Source organism: Cupriavidus sp. KB_39 (genome assembly GCF_052114485.1).
Classification (GTDB): Bacteria; Pseudomonadota; Gammaproteobacteria; order Burkholderiales; family Burkholderiaceae; genus Cupriavidus.
The window spans coordinates 1-18,219 of sequence record NZ_JBFREV010000026.1; the positions used below are offsets into that span (position 1 = coordinate 1).

22 protein-coding genes and 1 tRNA gene are annotated in these 18,219 nt (G+C 62.9%); 7 read left to right on the top strand and 16 right to left on the bottom strand.

The features are described 5' to 3' along the window. The 5 genes from AB4Z27_RS19015 to AB4Z27_RS19035 all read left to right on the top strand — a co-directional run. Positions 1-788, top strand: a 788-nt coding sequence (locus AB4Z27_RS19015; protein WP_441645023.1) for a hypothetical protein, incomplete at its 5' end; no start/stop codon positions are given. A gap of 58 nt (positions 789-846) precedes the next feature. Continuing rightward, entirely contained in the window at positions 847-1,290 is a 444-nt protein-coding gene (locus AB4Z27_RS19020; protein ID WP_441645024.1) for a hypothetical protein, read from the top strand. Between the two features lie 206 nt (positions 1,291-1,496). Continuing rightward, a complete protein-coding gene (locus AB4Z27_RS19025; protein ID WP_255370936.1) occupies positions 1,497-1,799 on the top strand; it encodes a hypothetical protein in 303 nt (100 codons plus the stop codon). 74 nt (positions 1,800-1,873) lie between these two features. Next, a complete protein-coding gene (locus AB4Z27_RS19030) occupies positions 1,874-2,095 on the top strand; it encodes a hypothetical protein (protein ID WP_092299156.1) in 222 nt (73 codons plus the stop codon). Between the two features lie 49 nt (positions 2,096-2,144). Then, positions 2,145-2,648 carry a YgjP-like metallopeptidase domain-containing protein gene (locus AB4Z27_RS19035; protein WP_441645041.1) on the top strand — a complete coding sequence of 168 codons (504 nt, stop codon included), beginning with the start codon at positions 2,145-2,147 and terminating at the stop codon, positions 2,646-2,648. A 39-nt stretch (positions 2,649-2,687) separates the two neighbouring features. On the opposite strand, the gene AB4Z27_RS19040 is transcribed toward AB4Z27_RS19035, so the two are convergent. The 11 genes from AB4Z27_RS19040 to petA all read right to left on the bottom strand — a co-directional run bounded on the left by AB4Z27_RS19040 (position 2,688) and on the right by petA (position 11,965). Beyond that, complete coding sequence (locus AB4Z27_RS19040) at positions 2,688-3,584, bottom strand: endo alpha-1,4 polygalactosaminidase (protein ID WP_441645042.1); 897 nt, start codon at positions 3,582-3,584, stop codon at positions 2,688-2,690. Between the two features lie 63 nt (positions 3,585-3,647). Further along, on the bottom strand, positions 3,648-4,340 hold the full coding sequence (locus AB4Z27_RS19045) for a DUF2894 domain-containing protein (RefSeq protein WP_441645025.1): 693 nt from the start codon (positions 4,338-4,340) through the stop codon (positions 3,648-3,650). Next, complete coding sequence (locus AB4Z27_RS19050) at positions 4,333-4,980, bottom strand: OmpA family protein (protein WP_092299162.1); 648 nt, start codon at positions 4,978-4,980, stop codon at positions 4,333-4,335. Before AB4Z27_RS19050 ends, AB4Z27_RS19045 begins: the two co-directional genes overlap by 8 nt. Continuing rightward, positions 4,977-6,872 (bottom strand): DUF802 domain-containing protein, encoded by a 1,896-nt coding sequence (locus AB4Z27_RS19055; RefSeq protein WP_441645026.1) that lies wholly within the window; start codon positions 6,870-6,872, stop codon positions 4,977-4,979. The genes AB4Z27_RS19050 and AB4Z27_RS19055 overlap by 4 nt, the downstream gene beginning before the upstream one ends. A 10-nt stretch (positions 6,873-6,882) precedes the next feature. Continuing rightward, positions 6,883-7,581: a DUF3348 domain-containing protein gene (locus AB4Z27_RS19060; RefSeq protein ID WP_441645027.1), complete on the bottom strand. Its 699-nt coding sequence runs from the start codon at positions 7,579-7,581 to the stop codon at positions 6,883-6,885. Positions 7,582-7,662: 81 nt separating this feature from the next. After that, positions 7,663-7,738 (bottom strand) — tRNA-Thr (locus tag AB4Z27_RS19065). Between the two features lie 50 nt (positions 7,739-7,788). Continuing rightward, positions 7,789-8,277, bottom strand: coding sequence for a ClpXP protease specificity-enhancing factor (locus AB4Z27_RS19070; RefSeq protein WP_092299231.1), 489 nt, complete (start codon positions 8,275-8,277; stop codon positions 7,789-7,791). Between the two features lie 27 nt (positions 8,278-8,304). Next, positions 8,305-8,916 (bottom strand): glutathione S-transferase N-terminal domain-containing protein, encoded by a 612-nt coding sequence (locus tag AB4Z27_RS19075; RefSeq protein WP_008643086.1) that lies wholly within the window; start codon positions 8,914-8,916, stop codon positions 8,305-8,307. Between the two features lie 244 nt (positions 8,917-9,160). Then, positions 9,161-9,904: a cytochrome c1 gene (locus AB4Z27_RS19080; protein ID WP_092299234.1), complete on the bottom strand. Its 744-nt coding sequence runs from the start codon at positions 9,902-9,904 to the stop codon at positions 9,161-9,163. A gap of 37 nt (positions 9,905-9,941) precedes the next feature. Next, positions 9,942-11,345 carry a cytochrome b gene (locus AB4Z27_RS19085; RefSeq protein WP_441593413.1) on the bottom strand — a complete coding sequence of 468 codons (1,404 nt, stop codon included), beginning with the start codon at positions 11,343-11,345 and terminating at the stop codon, positions 9,942-9,944. A gap of 2 nt (positions 11,346-11,347) precedes the next feature. Beyond that, positions 11,348-11,965, bottom strand: coding sequence for a ubiquinol-cytochrome c reductase iron-sulfur subunit (petA, locus tag AB4Z27_RS19090; protein ID WP_092299240.1), 618 nt, complete (start codon positions 11,963-11,965; stop codon positions 11,348-11,350). A gap of 218 nt (positions 11,966-12,183) precedes the next feature. Here petA and mscL point away from each other — a divergent pair, with 218 nt between their 5' ends. Beyond that, positions 12,184-12,618: a large conductance mechanosensitive channel protein MscL gene (mscL, locus tag AB4Z27_RS19095; RefSeq protein ID WP_092299243.1), complete on the top strand. Its 435-nt coding sequence runs from the start codon at positions 12,184-12,186 to the stop codon at positions 12,616-12,618. A gap of 25 nt (positions 12,619-12,643) precedes the next feature. Here mscL and AB4Z27_RS19100 read toward each other — a convergent pair whose 3' ends face one another. Continuing rightward, entirely contained in the window at positions 12,644-13,390 is a 747-nt protein-coding gene (locus AB4Z27_RS19100; protein WP_092299246.1) for a Nif3-like dinuclear metal center hexameric protein, read from the bottom strand. Between the two features lie 20 nt (positions 13,391-13,410). On the opposite strand from AB4Z27_RS19100, the gene AB4Z27_RS19105 reads away from it, so the two are divergent. Beyond that, positions 13,411-14,604, top strand: a complete 1,194-nt coding sequence (locus AB4Z27_RS19105) for a Do family serine endopeptidase (protein WP_092299249.1) — start codon at positions 13,411-13,413, stop codon at positions 14,602-14,604. Positions 14,605-14,959: 355 nt separating this feature from the next. Here AB4Z27_RS19105 and AB4Z27_RS19110 read toward each other — a convergent pair whose 3' ends face one another. The 4 genes from AB4Z27_RS19110 to tatA all read right to left on the bottom strand — a co-directional run bounded on the left by AB4Z27_RS19110 (position 14,960) and on the right by tatA (position 18,069). Beyond that, entirely contained in the window at positions 14,960-16,102 is a 1,143-nt protein-coding gene (locus AB4Z27_RS19110) for a porin (protein ID WP_255370939.1), read from the bottom strand. A 254-nt stretch (positions 16,103-16,356) separates the two neighbouring features. Next, the gene (gene tatC, locus AB4Z27_RS19115; RefSeq protein WP_092299256.1) at positions 16,357-17,145 is read right to left on the bottom strand and encodes a twin-arginine translocase subunit TatC; all 789 of its coding nucleotides are present in this window, start codon (positions 17,143-17,145) and stop codon (positions 16,357-16,359) included. 94 nt (positions 17,146-17,239) lie between these two features. Further along, positions 17,240-17,755, bottom strand: coding sequence for a Sec-independent protein translocase protein TatB (gene tatB, locus AB4Z27_RS19120; protein WP_092299259.1), 516 nt, complete (start codon positions 17,753-17,755; stop codon positions 17,240-17,242). A 77-nt stretch (positions 17,756-17,832) separates the two neighbouring features. Continuing rightward, a complete protein-coding gene (gene tatA, locus AB4Z27_RS19125) occupies positions 17,833-18,069 on the bottom strand; it encodes a Sec-independent protein translocase subunit TatA (protein WP_092299262.1) in 237 nt (78 codons plus the stop codon). Positions 18,070-18,219: the final 150 nt, after the last annotated feature.

Below are 18,219 nucleotides of genomic sequence, written 5' to 3' on the forward strand. Positions count from 1 at the left end.
TCGCTGGAAACCAACTCCCTTTCAGGGTCTCGGGCCTGGGCCCGAACCGCAGGCATCTCGCCTTCCGGAGCAGCGACTCCACCTTGAGAATCCTCCCGCTCAAGGTCAATGACCGGGATATCGAGCAACAACTGAAGATCGAAGTCAGCGAAACCGGCATCGTGAGCCGGCGGGTGGTGCATGTCGATGCCTATATATATGGCACCACCCAGCGGGATGCGAATACGCCGAGGCTGACGGTGGAGGTGTTGCCAAGGCTTGAGTTGCCAGACGCGGGGACCGAGGCGGGGATTTTGACGCGGATGTTGGTGGTGGAGAACGCGAACCCCGATAGCGACAAATTCAGCAGTCTGGATGAGGCGCTCAAGTGCATGCAATGGATGGTGCATGTCATGCGTAATCGGCTACGCCTCGGGGCAACACATTTTGCAGCGCGCGGTGCCACCAGCTTGACCGATCTTATCAAGGCACCCAATCAGGTAGAGGGTTTCGAAAGCTACCCGATCATTGCGGACCGTCCGGCGCTTCTGCTGAACAAAACCATGAACATTGCGAACGACGGTACGCACGCAAAAAACGCGGCCTTCCGAACCTACGTGGAAAATGCGATAGCGGTCGCCAGTGGAAAGCATTTTGGAAACGACCCATCTGCCGGCGAGATGTACGCATGGCGAACGCTTCCGTCAAAGCCACCGGGGCCCAATTTCGAGCCATTTCAACAACTTGGAGGCCAGCAGTTCTACACATTGACCAAGTCGTTTCTTGCGCAGTTGAATGCCAAAAAATAGGGCGACTTCCATGAGAAAGACAATCCTGGCTCTCTTGGCCTTCTGCTCGATAAATGCCATGGCCAAAGACAAGCTACCGGACGCCGTTTCGGAAACCGCAACGGGACGCACAAGAGCTTCGACGAACCCCTATTACAGGGATCCCGCTAAAGCCATTCGCTATCTGGTCGCCAGTAGCGGCAAGAACCAACAGCGCAATCGATTTTGCACTGTTGGCTACAGGATGCCGCAAGGATATTTGGTGGTCTGGACCTTGTGGGAGGAGGAGCGAACCCTCCTGCTCTGGCGAGGAAGCTCTGACGCGGACATGCGGCTGGCCGGCTTGGCAATGGCGCGCCACAGCCTAATGCTCGGCCGCGACACCGTAGCCACCGAGAACGACATCAAGGGCAGCACCTATCTCGTCACAGTCGACTGGTGGATCTCCATCGCCGATGACTGCCGCAAGCACGGCGAGCAGTACGAAATCGWGCCGTTCGCGATCAGGGAGCCGCGTCAATGAAAATAGCGCCTTGGGGCTTCCTGCTATTCGCACTTCTAGGGTGGAGCAGTACACAAGCGAATCATGATCTACCTGATGCTGTTGCCGGCAATGCCTCCGGGCGATTCAGAGTCTCCGCTGATCCGGGCTACCTAGACCCAAGGGCGACAATCAAGTACCTCCTCGCGATAGAGAGAGCAAACCGAGAGCGGAATCGCTTTTGTGTCGTGGGCTATAAATTCCCCAGCGGCAACGAACTGGCCTGGGTGGTCTGGGAAGAAAAACGGCTGATGATGCTCTGGGACCCCAGCCTTTACGCCGACACCCGCTTGAAAGCCCTGACGATGGCCCGCCGAAATCTCAAACTCGGCCGCGACACTGTTGCCACCGAGAACGACATCAACGGCAGCACGTATATCGTCACGGTGGACTGGTGGATCTCCATCGCCGATGACTGTCGCAAGCATGGCGAGCAGTACGAAATCGAGCCGTTCCGGATTGCCCCGTCGAAAACCAGCGATCCACGCTGATTCGTGGGCATCGTTACAATGTCGCCTTTGTCCCGCGAATCCCGCGAGGCCTCCGACACTCGGTCCGAATTGCCATGAAAGCTGCTCTTACCCTCAAGTTCAAGTGCAAGAAGTGCACCAAACCCGTCACACTGTATCTGCAAAAGACGTCGGCCTGCTCGCACATCCTGCCGTACCAGGGTTTCTGCAAGTGCGGCGAGATGATGCGCCATGCCACCGGGGACAAGGACGCCGTCGAGTCGTTCGTCAACTCGGTGGATAACAGCTGGATGCACCATCACCATCATCACCACTAAATAGGAAGGGTCTGTGAGCGAAGGCTGGCGCCCCGGCGTGAAGGATCCGATGCGCTTCCTGGGTGGTTATCCGCCCGGGGTGCTCGACCAGGTGCGCGCGCTGATCGCGGCGGGCGGGTTGGGGGATCACCTCGCGCGGCGCTATCCGGCGCCGCACACGGTCCAGACGGATCGCGCGCTGTACGACTACACGTCGGACATCAAGCAGGAATACCTGCGCAGCGCGCCGCCGCTGCACAAGGTGGGCTACGACGCGCGCCTCGACACCGCGCAGCACGCGCTCGGCCTGCACACCRCCATCTCGCGCGTGCAGGGYGGCAAGCTCAAGGCCAAGAAGGAAATCCGCGTGGCSTCGCTGTTCAAGGAGGCGCCGGCGGACTTTCTSCGSATGATCGTYGTCCACGAACTGGCCCACCTGAAAGAGAGCGACCACARCAAGGCGTTCTATCGGCTCTGCGAGCACATGGAGCCACGCTATCACCAGCTCGAATTCGACACGCGGCTATTCCTGGCGTGGCGCGAGCTGGAGAAAACCGGCAAGACGCCAGACTGAGGCGGCTCGCCGGCCTCCCCCGGCCTGAATTGCAACAGCCTAGTCGCAGGTGTAGCGGAAGTTATCGTTCAGCTTCAGCGGCAAGACCACCGTGCGCAGGTTCAGCGCCTGAGCCTTCGCGCAGAGCGTCGGGCGCCGCGCGGGGTCCTTCCATTTCGCCGCATATTCCACATTGAAAACGGCCTTGCCCTGCGTGGTGAACGCCGCGTAGACCCCGCATTCGTTGTACTGGAAGCACTGCTCATTGACCGCGAAATCGAAATCGCCGGCAAGCTGGGCGACCTGATCGATATCGTTCTTGAGCCCGATGGCCAGCCCGCGCGCGTGGGCCTCGGTGACCAGAAAGCGGTTGTAGTCGAGCTGCGTCGCGGCCGTCAACGGCACGCCGGGGTTGTTGGTGTAGCCGTCGACATTGTCCGTGTCGATGCCATCGCACCCCTTCGCCTTCGCCAGATCCATCCGCGCCGTCATGATCTTGCGGACGTTGGCGGAACGGGTGTCGAGCCAGCGCTCGCCTGCCCAGCCATCGAGCKGATGGCCCTGGTCGGCGGCCGTGAATTGAGAGTAATCCGAACGCCAGTTCTCGCTGCTACCGGCGGAGAAGTAGCAGACCACGCGCTTGCCTTGGGACTTCAGCGTGTCGATGGTGGCCTGCGGGGTGTCGAAGAGGTCGAAATCGAACACGACGGCGTTGTACGACGTGTTGAGCTTGCCCTGGAGCTGGAGCTGCCACGTGTCCGTGGCGGCCGGCATCCAGCGTGTGGTGGGAAGTGCGCTGGCGCTGGCGGTAGCCTTGCTCGTCGTGGCGGTCACCTCCGAGACGCGGACGACGGAACCGCCGTCGTCATCGCCCCCACCGCCGCAGGCGGCAAGCGTTGCCACGGCCACCGCCGCGGCGAGGCGCGCGAGGTCGCCCATGCCCTGATTGTTATCCATCATTGACCCTTCCTGTTGTTATCCCAACTGTATGCGGCACATTATGCGTGCAAGCATGGGCGATCAGGCAAGGGGGTCGGCATCGGCGGCACGGCGCTTGACGCGCGGCCGTTTTGGGGCGCTTGCGGCACGGCGTGCTGTCGGCTCGGCGGGCGCGCCGCCGGGGCTCATCTGCTCGAGCCACGCCAGGCCATCGACATAGGACAAGAAACGCTGGAAATAGCCCGGCGATACGTCCTGCATCAGCGCAAGTGCGCCATGCACAAGATGATTCGTATTGAGCGGCCCGGCGTTCGCCGGCACGCTGTCCAGTGCCTCGCGCAACTGGCGGTCGGCGCTGACGCGCGCCCAACTGTCGCGGAAATAGTCGATCAGGGCCGGCGCCGGCTCGGGACCGCGTTGCGCGCCAGCGACAGGTGGCAGCGCACTGGCTGAGGACCGCGCAGCGATGTATTCCACGAGTCCGCCGAGCGGGCTGGCGTCTGGCTTGGCCGGCCGGTCAGCGCGTGGGGCGGCTTGCGTGAGGGCATCGCCAAAGGACGCCACGAGGTGCGCAAGCCGTGCATCGAGCAGTTCGCGCGCTTCGCCATGCTGGGTCGCCGAGCGCCGCGCCAGCGCTTCCAGGAATCGGAAGCGCACCGGGTCGATCCGTTCGGCGCCGCGCTCGCGCCAGGCGGCGAGGCGGGCGCGCGGATCCTGGCGCGGGTCCTGGTGCGGGTCCTGGTGCGGGTCCTGGTGCGGGTCCAATTCAGCCATGAGACTTTGCCGCACCCGTGGACACTCTCGGAATCGGCGCGATCTCCACGCGGCGGTTTTTGGCGCGGCTCGCGACGTCGGCATTCGGCACCACCGGCTGCTCGGCGCCGAACGCGGCAGAGAACACCATCGCGGCGGGAATGCCCGCATCGATTAGCGCGCGCGTCACAGTCAGTGCGCGCTGGGCAGACAATTCCCAATTGTCGGCAAAGCGGCGATTGCTGTCGCGCACCTGGGTGTCATCGGTATAGCCGCTCACCATCAGGATCTCGTCGCGCGCATGCAGATAGGCCCCCAGCGGCGCAGCGAGCCCCTTCAGCAACTCGCGCCCTTCTGGCTGCAACTGGTCCGAATTCACCGCGAACAACACGTTCCCGCTGATGCCGATGCGCCCGTTCACGAGCGTCACACGGCCCGCCGAAAGCGGCCCCGCCAGCGCCTTCTCGAGCGTCTCGCGCCGCTGCATCTCCTCCTGCCGTTGCTTGACCTCGGCTTCGAGCCGGGCCGACAGCTCCATCTGGAAGCCGATCACCCCAAGCAAAATCAGCACGAAGCCGCCCAGTAGCACCGACATCAGGTCACCGAAGACGGCCCAGACGGGCGCCGTTGACTCCACGCCGGCGTCGAGGTCCTCACTCATGCGGCCTCCGCGCCCGGTCCGTTGGCCGCGCCCGGCGCTGCCAGCCGTTGCAGGTCTTCCAGGATTTGCTTCTGCGACAGCATGCTGAGATCGACCACTTCCCGCGCCTGCGCCACGTAGTAGGCGAGCTGCTCGTCGCTGCGCGTCATCGACTTGTCGAGCGCAGCCTCGATGCGTTCCAAATGCGCGACCAACTGCCCGTTGGCATCGCTGAACACCTGCACGGCCGCGCCGAACGACTCGCCAAGGCTGGCGGTCTCGACGGCGCTGCACGACACCTGCGCGGCAATCGTCGCCATGCGTCCGGATTCGGACTCGACCGTCTCGGCAAACCGGGCACCGACGCGCTCGAGCAGCTCCGCCGTGGTCGTCACGAGGCCGTCAACCGCGGCGCGCTGGCCGGTGGAGGCATGGTTCACGGCATCGAGCAGCGTTTCCAGCGATGCCAGCAGGCGCCCACGTTCGGCGAGCATCGCGTTGTCGCGCGCGAGGCCGTCGGAGAGCTTCTCCCGCAGTTCCTCGATGATGGCGGCCGCTGCCTTGGGGGCCGCCGTCGTGGCCTCGACGAGGCGAGACACTTCCGCAATCGTCTCACTGGCCTGGGCTTGCGTCTGCGTGGCGATGGCGGCGGCCATGGCGCCGAGCGCATCGGTCCACGCGGCCAGGCGCTGTTCGTCGCGAGCCAGCAACTGGGCCTGAAGATCAGCGTGCGACTGGCTCACCGTCGCCGCCAGCGATGCTGATTGCGATGCGAAACTGGCCGAAGTGCCAGCCAGTGCTTGCTGGTTCTCGCGTACCAGGGCTTCACCGAAGGTATCGAGCGATTGGCGGAGGTCGCGCGTCAGGGCTTCGCTTGCGTGTCGATGGTCGCCCAAGGCCTGCTGCCAGACATCGGCGACATTGGCAGTGGTTGTCGCGAACTGGGTCGAGATGCCTTCGAGTTGTTGCTGCACCGTCCCAGAGACGGTCTCGCGCAATGCCGACATCTCCTGCGCGAGACCGGCCATCGTCTCCCTGACGGCGGGCTCGACCACCGCGCTGACTACGCGCGCGCTCTCGGCAATACTGGATTTCAAGCTTTCTTCGACGGAGGACGCCAGCCGCGTGTAAGTCGCTTCGGTCGAACCATGAAACGCCTCCTGGCTCGCGGCAAGGCGCTCGGCCAGGGTCCGGCTCTGGCGCTCCATCGTGGCCATCATGTCTTGCAGACGGTCGACCAGCGTCGGCATAACCTCGGCCTGACGCTGCACGAGCCGGAACATCTCATCGCGCTGATGGCTGCGCGAGAACGGGCGCAGCGTGGTGGCGATGCGGGTGTCGAGTTGCCGCACGGCTTCGATGCGCTCGCGCCGACACAGCGCCGCGATCAGGCCCAGCATCGCCGACGTGGCAACGCCCGCGACCGAGGTACCGAACGCGAAACCCAGCCCCTTCACCGGTGCCGCCAGCGAAGCACGCATGGCTTGCAGGTCCGTCGCCCCTTCCAGTGCCATGCCCGTGCCGCGCAGCGTGGCCACCATGCCGAGGAAAGTGCCGAACATGCCGAGCAGGACTAGCAATCCGACGAGATACGGCGTCAGCGTCGGCGCGGGGAGCGTCACGCGCTCGCCCTCGACGCGCAGCCGGACGGCATCGCGCAGACCGGCTGGAAGCGTGTCCAGCCACTGGCCGAGACCCGCCGGTTTCTCGGACAAATTCGAGACCGCATGCGCCAGCGAGGCCGTCGCCTGCCGATAGCACTGGAGTTCGAACGCGCCAGTCACGTAGAAGGCACCGATCACCAACGTCACGGCGAGGGCGAGCGCGTTCGCGCCCGCGTAGCCGGCACCGATCCAGCAAACCACGGCGAGACCGGCAACAAAAGCGACGATATGGGGAAGAATTCTGTTCATGTCTATGCAGTTAGCCAGCGCGCAGGGCGGCGAGCAGCCCTTCGACCGGTTCAAAACGGATGTCCAGTTCGGCAAGCAGGACAGCCTGCATGTCTTTGCGGAACTGCGTGAGCCAGGCGCCGGGCGCATGCTCATGGGCTTGGCGCAAGTGCTCGAAATGGGTTTCCAACAGCGCCGGCACGCTCGCCAGCAGGCTCTGCTCGCGCGCACCCACCACGCGCTCCATGACGGTATCCACCATCGCCAGCTTCGCCATCGCGGGCTGCCGGGCGGTCAGCGCCTTGCGTAGCCGGCCTCGCAATATGCCGATTTCCGTCGCCATGGTTTGTTGCGTGGTCAGATAGCGGTGGCGATAGACAGCAAAATCGACCGTGGCGTCAGGCGACTCCGCCGGCACGGCTGGGCGCCCCGGCCCACGACGCCGCGCGCTTGATGTGCCGTCATCGACAATCGCATTGGCCAGCGCCGCGCGCACGCGCACGGCATCACGCGCCTCGGCATTCCCCGGGCGCGGCGGCAGCGACGATCCCGGCACTGGATGGCTGGTAAGTGCGGCGGACAGCGCGATGGCATCCGTCCACCCGAGCCATTGGCTTAGCYGGTGGGAGAGGGAACTGGTAGGTTCCGCAGCATCGACGTGGATCAGGCGAGACAGGAGCCGAACGAGCGTCGGGCCGCTATGGGCAGTGCGCCGTGGCAGATGGGACATACCGCCGGTTTCCGATCGAAAAACCAAGCAGTTTACAACGGACAAGGGGTTACAGCGCTTGCTGTAACCCCTTGTTTTATCTGGTGCCGGCTGCAGGACTCGAACCCGCCACCTGATGATTACAAATCAACTGCTCTACCTGATGAGCTAAGCCGGCATTTTGTTGCAGACCGCGATTCTACTGCATGCGACCCACTTTGACGATGGCTACTTCACCACCTTCAGCGACGGCTTCTTGCCTCCGATTCGCGGTACCGGGGGCGGAGTCGGATCGTCGTCCGTGCCGCCCTGTTCGGCCGTGACCGGCGTGTCTGCATCCACCGGTGCCAGCTTCGGCGGGGGATTGTTTTCACGCTCGGTGGCGGCCTGCGTCTCGGGGATGCTGCGCTCCACCGGGAACGCCATGCCCTGGCCATTTTCCCGCGCGTAGATCGCCAGCACGTTTTCCACGGGCACGTCGATCTTGCGGGAAACACCACCAAAGCGCGCGCTGAATCCGATCCACTCGTTACCCATGTCCAGCCCGCTCGTCGCGTCGAAACTCACGTTCAGCACGATCTCGTTGTTCTTCACGAATTCGCGCGGCACGTTCGTATTCCCGTCGACAAACACGGCGATATACGGCGTAAAACCGTTATCCGTGCACCACTCGTAAATGGCGCGGATCAGGTAAGGCTTGGTGGATGTTTCAGACATTACGCTTCCGGTGGCGTCGATACCGTCTTAACGACGCATGACCTTTTCAGACGGGGTCAGCGCCTCGATGTACGCCGGGCGGCTGAAGATCCGTTCCGCATACTTGAGTAGCGGCGCGGCGTTCTTCGAGAGCTCGATCCCGTAGTGATCCAGGCGCCACAGCAGCGGCGCGATGGCGACGTCGAGCATCGAAAATTCTTCACCGAGCATGTACTTGTTCTTCACGAAGATCGGTGCGAGCTGGGTCAGGCGGTCGCGAATCGCGGCGCGGGCGCGCTCGTGATTCTTCTCGGCGGCCTTGCCCTTCTCGTTCTCGAGCACGTACACGTGGGTGAACAGTTCCTTCTCGAAATTGAAGAGGAACAGGCGGGCGCGTGCACGCTGCACCGGGTCGGCCGGCATCAGCTGCGGGTGCGGGAAGCGCTCGTCGATATACTCGTTGATGATGTTCGATTCGTACAGGATCAGGTCACGTTCGACGAGAATCGGCACCTGGCCGTACGGGTTCATCACCGAAATGTCTTCCGGCTTGTTGAACAGATCAACGTCGCGAATTTCAAAATCCATGCCCTTTTCGAACAGGACAAGGCGGCAACGTTGGGAAAACGGGCAAGTCGTACCCGAATACAACACCATCATGGTTGAATTCCTTGGGTGTAAAGTCGCCGGATGCAGTGCATGACGGCGAACTTGGCAGCGCTAGATCGGACAGGGCAAACATTCTGTCAGAACGCCCCATCGAAAAGCAAATAAGTTACAAATAGAGAAAGAGACGCTTGAGCCACCTAGACTGCCGATCCGCAACGGAAAAGGGCCGGCGCGGTGCTGCAACAGTGCAACTTCCGCGCCGGCCCTGCCGGCAGCCGCTGACGGCTGTTACAACTTACTTCACGTCCTTCCAGAAAGCCGCGTTCAGGCGCCAGGCAAAGACCGTGAACACGCCGAGGAACAGCAGCACCCAGACGCCCAGACGCTTGCGGTGGCTCTGCGCCGGTTCGGCCATCCAGTTCAGGTAGTTCACGATATCGGCCGCGGCCTGGTCATATTCCTGCGTGCTCAGCTTGCCCGGCGTGACCTGCTCGAAGCCCGCGAACTTGTGCACCTTCTGGCCGTGTTCTTCCACTTCGGCGAACTTGGCCGTGCGCTGGCCCTGCAGCTCCCACAGCACGTGCGGCATGCCGACGGCCGGGAAGACGAGGTTGTTCCAGCCCGTGGCGCGCGTGTCGTCGCGGTAGAAGGTACGCAGGTAGGTGTACAGCCAGTCGTTGCCGCGGGCGCGGGCGATGACCGACAGGTCCGGCGGCATGGCGCCGAAGAACGTCTTGGCGTCCTTCGGTGGCATCGCGATCGTCATGGTCTCGCCCACCTTGTCGGCCGTGAAGAGCAGGTTCTGACGGATCTGGTCATCCGTCAGCGCCAAGTCCCTGAGCCGGTTGTAGCGCATCATCGACGCGCCATGGCAGTTCAGGCAGTAGTTGACGAACAGCTTGGCACCGCGCTGCAGCGACGACACGTCGCTGGTGTCGAGCGGCGCCGGCTCCAGGGGGTAGCCCCCCTCGGAAGCCATCGCGGGCATGGCCGCGAAGCACGCGCCGACCAGTGCGAAGATCGAAAGCAACTTTTTCATCTTGTGTCCTTGTCCTCTTTTGGGGGTCGCGCGGCGCTTAGTGCGGATGGAACGTGACACGCTCCGGCACCGGCTTGAACTCGCCGGAACGGCTCCACAGCGGCATGGTCAGGAAGAAGGCGAAGTACAGCAGCGTACCGAGCTGCGACACCTTCTCACCCACCGGCGACGGCGGTTGCACGCCCAGGTAGCCGAGGACCAGGAACACCACCACGAAGACAATCAGAATTGTCTTATGGAAGGCGGGACGATAGCGGATGGACTTGACCGGCGAGCAGTCGAGCCAGGGCATGAAGAACAGCACGACCACGGAGCCGCCCATCACCAGCACGCCCCAGAACTTGGCTTCGATGAAGTAGAAGCCTGCCGCCAGGATCACGAGGATCGCCACCGAGCCGATCTTCACGCGCACATCCTTGCTGCGCAGGACCACCAGGCCCAGCACGATGGCGAAGAACAGCCACAGCACCGGCAGGAAGTTCGACGTCGTAGCGCGCAGCATCGAATAGAACGGGGTGAAGTACCAGACCGGCGCGATGTGCGGCGGCGTCTTCAGCGGATCGGCCGGGAAGAAGTTGTTGGCTTCGAGGAAATAGCCGCCCACTTCCGGGAAGAAGAAGATCACCGCCGAGAAGAAGAACAGGAAGCCGCCCACGCCCAGCAGGTCATGCACCGAGTAGTACGGGTGGAACGGAATGCCATCCAGCGGGATGCCGTTCTCGTCCTTCTTCGCCTTGATCTCCACGCCGTCCGGGTTGTTCGAGCCCACTTCGTGCAGCGCGATGATGTGCGCCACGACCAGGCCGAGCAGCACCAGCGGCACCGCGATCACGTGGAACGAGAAGAAGCGGTTCAGCGTGGCATCGCTCACCACGTAGTCGCCGCGGATGAACAGCGACAGGTCCTGGCCGATCACCGGGATCGCCGAAAACAGGTTCACGATCACCTGCGCGCCCCAGTACGACATCTGGCCCCAGGGCAGCAGGTAGCCCATGAACGCCTCGGCCATCAGGCACAGGAAGATCAGGCAGCCGAAGATCCAGACCAGCTCGCGCGGYTTGCGGTACGAACCGTACAGCAGCCCGCGGAACATGTGCAGGTAGACCACGACGAAGAACGCCGAGGCGCCGGTGGAGTGCATGTAGCGCACCAGCCAGCCCCACGGCACCTCGCGCATGATGTACTCCACGCTGGCAAAGGCCACCGGAATGCCAGCCGCGTTGAGCGTGCCGTCCGGCTTGTAGTTCATCACCAGGAAGATGCCGGTGACGATCTGGATCACGAGGACCAGCAGCGCCAGCGAGCCGAAGAAGTACCAGAAGTTGAAGTTCTTCGGCGCGTAGTACTTGGAGAGATGATCTTCCCAGAGCTGGGTGGCAGGGAAACGGGCGTCGATCCAGCCCAGCAGCCCGGTGGTCTTGACTTCTTTTTCGGCCGCCATGATCAGGCTTCTCCTTTCTCGTCCTTGCCGATCACGATCTTGGTGTCGGACAGGAACTGGTACGGGGGGACGTCAAGGTTCTGCGGGGCCGGCTTGTTCTTGAACACGCGGCCCGCCAGGTCGAACGTCGAGCCGTGGCAAGGGCAGAGGAAGCCGGGATCGGCGCCGAGCTGGGGGTTGGCGCCAGACACGAACGGACCGGACGGCGAGCAGCCAAGGTGGGAACAAATGCCGACGACCACCAGCAGGTCCTTGTGCTCGGCACGGGAGCGGGTTTCGTTTTTGGCGTAGTCCGGCGTCTCCATCGTGAATGGCACAGCGGACTTGGGATCAGCCACCTCGCTATCGGTTTTCTGGAGCGAGGCCAGCATTTCAGGGGTGCGACGAAGAATCCAGACCGGCTTGCCACGCCATTCCACGGTCATCATCTCGCCGGGCTTGAGGCCACCGACATCGGCCTCGACAGGTGCCCCGGCGGCTTTGGCCTTCTCCGACGGTGCAAAGGTACTGACAAAGGGCACTGCTACTGCTACGCCTCCTACGCCGCCCGCGACAGATGTCGCGATCAACCAATTGCGGCGACCTTTGTCCACGTTCTTCACGTTTTGCTGGTCACTCATTCCAAACCCCAGGGGATGTCATCAATTAGATCTTGCGTCAACCAAAAATTATACCTGAGGCACATCCCTCGACGATAGGCGAACTACCGATAGCCGACTGGTCGATAATCGGTCATGGCAGCGCGAATCCCGCCCGCGGGCTTGCGCTCAGGGGTGCGATGATGCAGTCTGTGTCAAACGCAAACGTTAATCTGAAACAACAAAGCGGAGAATAACCAATGAGCATGATCAGCGAATTCCGTACTTTTGCGATGCGCGGCAACGTGATYGATCTCGCCGTCGGCGTGATCATCGGCGCAGCTTTCGGCAAGATCGTGGATTCCGTCGTCAACGACCTGATCATGCCAGTGATCGGCCGCATCATCGGCAAACTGGACTTCTCGAACATGTTCGTCGTGCTTGCGGACCCGCCTCCCGGCGTGCCGCATACCCTCGATGCACTGAAGAAGGCCGGCGTGCCGGTCTTCGCTTACGGCAACTTTCTCACCATCGTGGTGAACTTCGTCATCCTCGCCTTCATCATCTTCTTGATGGTCCGCGCCTTCAACCGGATGGCCGCGAAGCACGAGGAGCCGGCCACGCCGGCCGCCACGCCCGAGGATATCGTGCTGCTGCGCGAGATCCGCGACAGCCTGAAGACGCCGCGCGCCTGACCGCGCGCCACGCCCGGAGCCCGGCTCAGACCGGGTTCGGAATATCGATGAAGGTATGGCGCAGCCCGAAACGCTGCGCCAGATGCTCGCCCACCGCGCGGATGCCGTAGCGTTCCGTGGCGTGATGACCGGCGGCCAGGTAGGCCACGCCGCTCTCGCGCGCGAGGTGGGTGGTCTGCTCCGACACCTCTCCGCTCAGGTACACATCGACGCCAGCCGCTACGGCGGCGTCGAAATAGCCCTGCGCACCGCCCGTGCACCAGCCCACCTTGCGAATCATCTGATCGGGGTCGCCAATCGCCAGCGGCTCGCGCTGGAGCACCGCACCGACATGCGCGGCCAGCGCGTGCAGCGGCATCGGCTGCGGCAGTGTACCGGTCCAACCCAGTTGATCGTCGCTGAAACGGCCGTTCGGCATGAAGCCGAGCTGCAGGCCAAGCTGCGCATTGTTGCCCAGCTCGGGATGGTTATCGAGCGGCAGGTGGAAAGCCATCAGGTTGACGTCGGCGCCAAGCAGCCGTTTCAGGCGCGCATGCTTCTGGCCGATGACCCGGGCATCCTCGTTTTTCCAGAAATAGCCGTGATGGACCAGGATGGCGTCGGCGCCGGCCTCGATCGCCGCTTCGACGAGGGCCAGGCTGGCCGTCACGCCGGTGACGACGTGGGTGACCTCCGATCTACCTTGCACTTGGAGGCCGTTCGGGCAATAGTCCTTGAAACGGGAAACTTCCAGTAGATCGTTCAAGTACAATTCAAGCTCTTTTGTTTTCATTTTCTGCTCAAAACTCCAATATGTTGCGCCGATTCTGGCTGTTTTTCGCCCAGGCTGTCACCGTGGTGCTGGCCGTGTGGTTCGTCGTGGCCACGCTGAAACCCGAGTGGCTGCAGCGCGGGCGGGTGGCCGTGCAATCAGGCTCACCAATCGTGGCACTGAAGGAAGTGGTGCCGAGTGTGACGGGTTCCGCGGCCGAGGGCTCTTATAGTGACGCGGCGCGCCAGGCCATGCCTGCGGTGGTGAATATCTTCACGAGCAAGAACGGCTCGCGGCGGTCGCCCAATCCACAAACCGAGGATCCTTGGTTCCGGTTCTTCTTTGGCGACCGGCTGCCGGAGCGCCAGGAACCGGTGTCCAGCCTGGGCTCGGGCGTAATCGTCAGCGCCGAGGGTTATATTCTAACCAACCACCACGTGGTGGACGGCGCCGACGAAATCGAGATCGCCCTGACCGATGGGCGCAAGGCCAACGCCAAGGTCGTGGGTTCCGACCCGGAAACCGACCTGGCCGTGCTCAAGGTCACGCTCAAGGACCTGCCGGCGATCACGCTGGGCCGGATCGAGAATGTGAAGGTCGGCGACGTGGTGCTGGCCATCGGCAATCCGTTCGGGGTCGGCCAGACTGTGACGATGGGTATCGTCTCGGCGCTGGGCCGCAGCCACCTGGGCATCAACACGTTCGAGAACTTCATCCAGACCGACGCGGCGATCAACCCCGGCAACTCGGGCGGTGCGCTGGTTGACGCACAGGGCAACCTGCTCGGGATCAACACGGCGATCTACTCGCGCTCGGGTGGCTCGCTGGGGATTGGCTTCGCGATTCCTGTCTCGACGGCCAAGCAAGTGATGGAATCGATCATCTCCTCCGGCACGGTCACGCGCGGCTGGATCGGCGTGGAGCCGCAGGACCTGACACCCGAGATCGCCGAGTCGTTTGGGCTCGATGCCAAGGATGGCGCGCTGATTGCCGCCGTAGTCCAGGGCGGACCGGCGGACAAGGCTGGCGTGAAGCCGGGCGATGTGCTGGTGTCGGTCGATAACCAGGTGATCTCCGATACCACCGCGCTGCTCAATGCGATTGCGCAGCTCAAACCGGGGGCCGAGGCCAAGATGAAGGTGATCCGGCGTGGCAAGCCGGCCGAGGTCACGGTGACCATCGGGAAGCGCCCTCCCCCGCCACGRCGCGCAATGCCGCTGGATGAGGAAGAGTAGGACTGGCTGGAAGGTCGATCGGAAGCTGAAGGACCAGGTAGCCTGAATGTAAAAACCCCCGCCGGGTAGCCGGCGGGGGTTTTTTGTTGGGGCGTGTGGATCGATGGTCGATTGTCGAGATCGGGCGCCGAGGGCACCTCCGGCTGACCGCTGCAAGCCACGAGCAGGCCGTGCAGCGCGCGTCGCACCGCTCCCAGGTAGGGGGGCCTTACGGGRCATGCCGATCAAGCCAGGGCACCTGGCATGCYATCAACCACCACCCCATCCCACACCACAAAACAAAACGCCGACATCCTTTCGGATGCCGGCGTTTTGAATCAAGCCGAATCTGATGCGGGCTTACACCCGCGTCMAATTAGAACTTGTGACGCACACCAACCACAGCGCCGAACTGGTTAGCCGAGCCGTTGGTCGTGCCGAAGCCCGAACCAGCAGCGCCCGAGCTACCCAGACCGAGGGTCGAGCCGTCCTTGTTCTTCGTGTAGGCCACGTTCAGGTAAGCGTCAGTGCGCTTCGAGAAGGCGTAGTCAGCCGAAGCCACGAAGCTCCACGGATCAGCACCCGACGAACGGAAGTCTTGGTAGTAAGCGGCGCCCGTCAGCGACAGAGCCGGGGTCAGCTGGTAACCCATGCCCAGCCAGTACAGGTTCGACACGTTGGCGTCGACCGTACCGTTTGCCAGCGTACCGCCCGGCAGACGAGCGTTCGACAGGGCGTGCGCGTAGCGGTAGCCAGCGAACACCTTAGCCGGACCGAAAGCGTACGTACCAGCCAGCGAAGCGCGTTGGATCTTGGCGCGCGTCGTGTCGATGCCCACACCCGTCGGGTTGCCCAGGTTGGTTTCGTCGAACACAGCACCGATCGAGAACGGGCCGCCTGCGTAGATCAGGCTTGCGCTGTACTCACGGCCGGTCTTGTACGAGCCCGGAACTTCGCCAGCAACGCCGGTGTAGGCGTTAGCCGTACCAACCGTGTTGGCGCCCGTGCTGTACAGCAGCGAGGCGGTCAGGCCACCGAACTTGCCGATGTACTTCAGCGAGTTGTCGGCGCGGCTGCTGAAACCAGCGTCTTGCGACGTGATCGAGTAGTTCGTCGAGATGGCCATCGGGTCGAAGGCCAGACCGAAGTCATAGAACGGGGTCTGGTGACGGCCCAGCGACAGCGTGCCGTAGTTGCTTTGCAGACCAACGAACGCTTGACGACCGAACAGACGGCCACCTTGGCCCGACGTACCGGTGTCAACGTTGAAACCGCTTTCCAGAACGAACACGCCCTTCAGGCCGCCGCCCAGATCTTCCACGCCACGCAGGCCCCAACGGCTGCCGGACATGTTGCCCGAGGTCAGGCGCACAACGTCGTGGCTACCAGCCACGTTCGGCTGGTGGTTCTGGTACTCGATACCAGCGTCAACCACACCGTACAGGGTTACGCTCGATTGGGCATACGCGCCACCGGCGGCCATGGCGGCAACGGCAGCTGCAAACAGTTTCATCTTCATATCGACACTTTCCTTGTCAACTGATTGGGAAATCTTGGTTGCCCAAGTGCTTGGGCGACGCATTAACCTTCACGTCTGCGTCGTATTATGTGACACCCCCCCTCCCCGCCAGAAGACTTTTTCGCCGTAAACACGGTTTACCAACGTGGTTTGTTGTCATCAAGCAACAACAAATGCAGCATTTTTCCCCATGTTGGTGCAAAACCGCCCATTCGGACGTGGCAGAAACATCTCCGTTACAAGTACCGGGGAACTCAGTCGGCGGGGTTTTCGCCCGGCGCGGGCGTACCAAGCGGCTGCTTGGTCACAAATCGGGCGAGCAACAGGCCCAATTCGTATAGCGCGATCAGCGGCACGGCGAGCAGCAACTGCGACATCACATCGGGCGGCGTCACCACGGCGGCGACGATGAAGGCCCCGACGATCACATACGGGCGGATCTGCTTCAGTTTCTCGAGTTCCACCACACCAAATCGCACGAGGACGATGACCACCACGGGCACCTCGAAGGTAATACCGAACGCCAGGAACGTCGTCATGGCGAAACTCAGGTATTTATCGATGTCCGTGGACATGTCCGCACCCAATGGCGCGTTGTAATGCGCCATGAAATGGAACACGGTGGGAAACACGAGGAAATAGGCAAACGCCACGCCGCACAGGAACAGCAGGTAGCTGCTGCTCACCAGCGGCATGATCAGTTTCTTCTCATGCTGATACAGGCCCGGCGCCACGAACTGCCAGACCTGGTAGAGCACCCACGGCAGCGCGATCAGGAACGCCACGAGCATCGTCACCTTCATCGGTACGAAGAACGAGCCGGTGACATCGGTCACGATCATCCTGCCGCCCTTCGGCAGCGATTCCATCAGCGGCGCGGAGAACAGGTTGAAGATCTGCGGCGCCCAGTAGATCAGGCTGAGGAAGACGATGATGACCCCCGCCACCGCCTTGACCAACCGCTCGCGCAGCTCGATCAGGTGGGAGATGAAGGTTTCCTGCTGGGTTTCGTCGTTGGGGTCTTGGGAGGGGGAGTCGCTCATGGCGTAGCCGCTTCAGCCGTGCTGGCTGGCATCGTAGTTATCGTGGCGGCCGCCGCCAGCCTGCACGGCGGCGGGACGGCGCTGCACGGCATGGTTACTCGAAGAACGAGCGGGAGCGTCCGGTGGGCGGGCGATGCCGCTTCACGCGCGCGGCGCCTGACTGCACCCACACGCGCATGTTCTGCTGGCGCTTGAACCAGATCGGCCGCGCGCCCTGCTTGACGCGCCAGCTCTTGCGTCCGTTGTGCGACTTGTGCGCGGCGTCCCAGCTCGGCACGTAGCCGCCACCCACGCCGGGGCTGCCGGTGTCGGAAGCCGCTGTGTCGGTGCCGCCCAGGGCTTCGTTCAGCGCCTGGGACTGCTCGTTCACTTCCTTGTGGATCGTGCGCTCGACATCGCGCGCGGCGTCTTCGAACTCCGTGCGCATCTTGCGCAGTTCGTCCAACTCCACCTCGCGGCTGACTTCCGCCTTCACATCATTGATATAGCGCTGCGCGCGCCCGACGAGCGCGCCCACTGTGCGTGCCACCTTGGGCAGCCGTTCGGGACCGATCACGATGAGCGCCACGGCGCCTATCAGTGCCAGCTTGGAAATGCCGAGATCGATCATGCGGACATGGAGCCAGGGACACGAGAGGGGCGGGCCGACGCGAACGCGGCCGCCATGAGGAATTCAGGCAATTCGGCTTACTGCTGACGCGACTTGTCCTTCGCTTCCACGTCGATCGTGGTGGTATCGCGCAGTTCCTTGGCCGGGGCACCCGGCTCCTCGGCCGCGTTGCCATTGCCGTCCTTCATGCCATCCTTGAAGCCCTTGACCGCGCCACCCAGGTCGGTGCCGATATTGCGCAGCTTCTTGGTGCCGAACACGAGCATGACGATGACCAGCACGATCAGCCAGTGCCAAATGCTAAACGAACCCATTTCTTGCTCCTGATGAAGCCGCGGGCGATGGAGATTGGCCGCCCGGCCCCGTAGTTCCGTCCCTCAAAGGCCGCGTCGGGCGACGGTTGCCGACGCAGCACGTGGCCGGGACGCGAGTCCCGGTCCGCTGATACCCTGGCTGCCCCGATT

Bases quoted from the DNA above. Each gene is read 5' to 3' on its own strand.
- AB4Z27_RS19030 (WP_092299156.1), top strand. From the start codon at position 1,874: ATGAAAGCTGCTCTTACCCTCAAGTTCAAGTGCAAGAAGTGCACCAAA.
- AB4Z27_RS19045 (WP_441645025.1), bottom strand. From the start codon at position 4,340: ATGGCTGAATTGGACCCGCACCAGGACCCGCACCAGGACCCGCACCAG.
- AB4Z27_RS19050 (WP_092299162.1), bottom strand. From the start codon at position 4,980: ATGAGTGAGGACCTCGACGCCGGCGTGGAGTCAACGGCGCCCGTCTGG.
- AB4Z27_RS19055 (WP_441645026.1), bottom strand. From the start codon at position 6,872: ATGAACAGAATTCTTCCCCATATCGTCGCTTTTGTTGCCGGTCTCGCC.
- AB4Z27_RS19070 (WP_092299231.1), bottom strand. From the start codon at position 8,277: ATGTCTGAAACATCCACCAAGCCTTACCTGATCCGCGCCATTTACGAG.
- AB4Z27_RS19075 (WP_008643086.1), bottom strand. From the start codon at position 8,916: ATGATGGTGTTGTATTCGGGTACGACTTGCCCGTTTTCCCAACGTTGC.
- AB4Z27_RS19080 (WP_092299234.1), bottom strand. From the start codon at position 9,904: ATGAAAAAGTTGCTTTCGATCTTCGCACTGGTCGGCGCGTGCTTCGCG.
- petA (WP_092299240.1), bottom strand. From the start codon at position 11,965: ATGAGTGACCAGCAAAACGTGAAGAACGTGGACAAAGGTCGCCGCAAT.
- AB4Z27_RS19100 (WP_092299246.1), bottom strand. From the start codon at position 13,390: ATGAAAACAAAAGAGCTTGAATTGTACTTGAACGATCTACTGGAAGTT.
- AB4Z27_RS19110 (WP_255370939.1), bottom strand. From the start codon at position 16,102: ATGAAGATGAAACTGTTTGCAGCTGCCGTTGCCGCCATGGCCGCCGGT.
- tatC (WP_092299256.1), bottom strand. From the start codon at position 17,145: ATGAGCGACTCCCCCTCCCAAGACCCCAACGACGAAACCCAGCAGGAA.
- tatB (WP_092299259.1), bottom strand. From the start codon at position 17,755: ATGATCGATCTCGGCATTTCCAAGCTGGCACTGATAGGCGCCGTGGCG.
- tatA (WP_092299262.1), bottom strand. From the start codon at position 18,069: ATGGGTTCGTTTAGCATTTGGCACTGGCTGATCGTGCTGGTCATCGTC.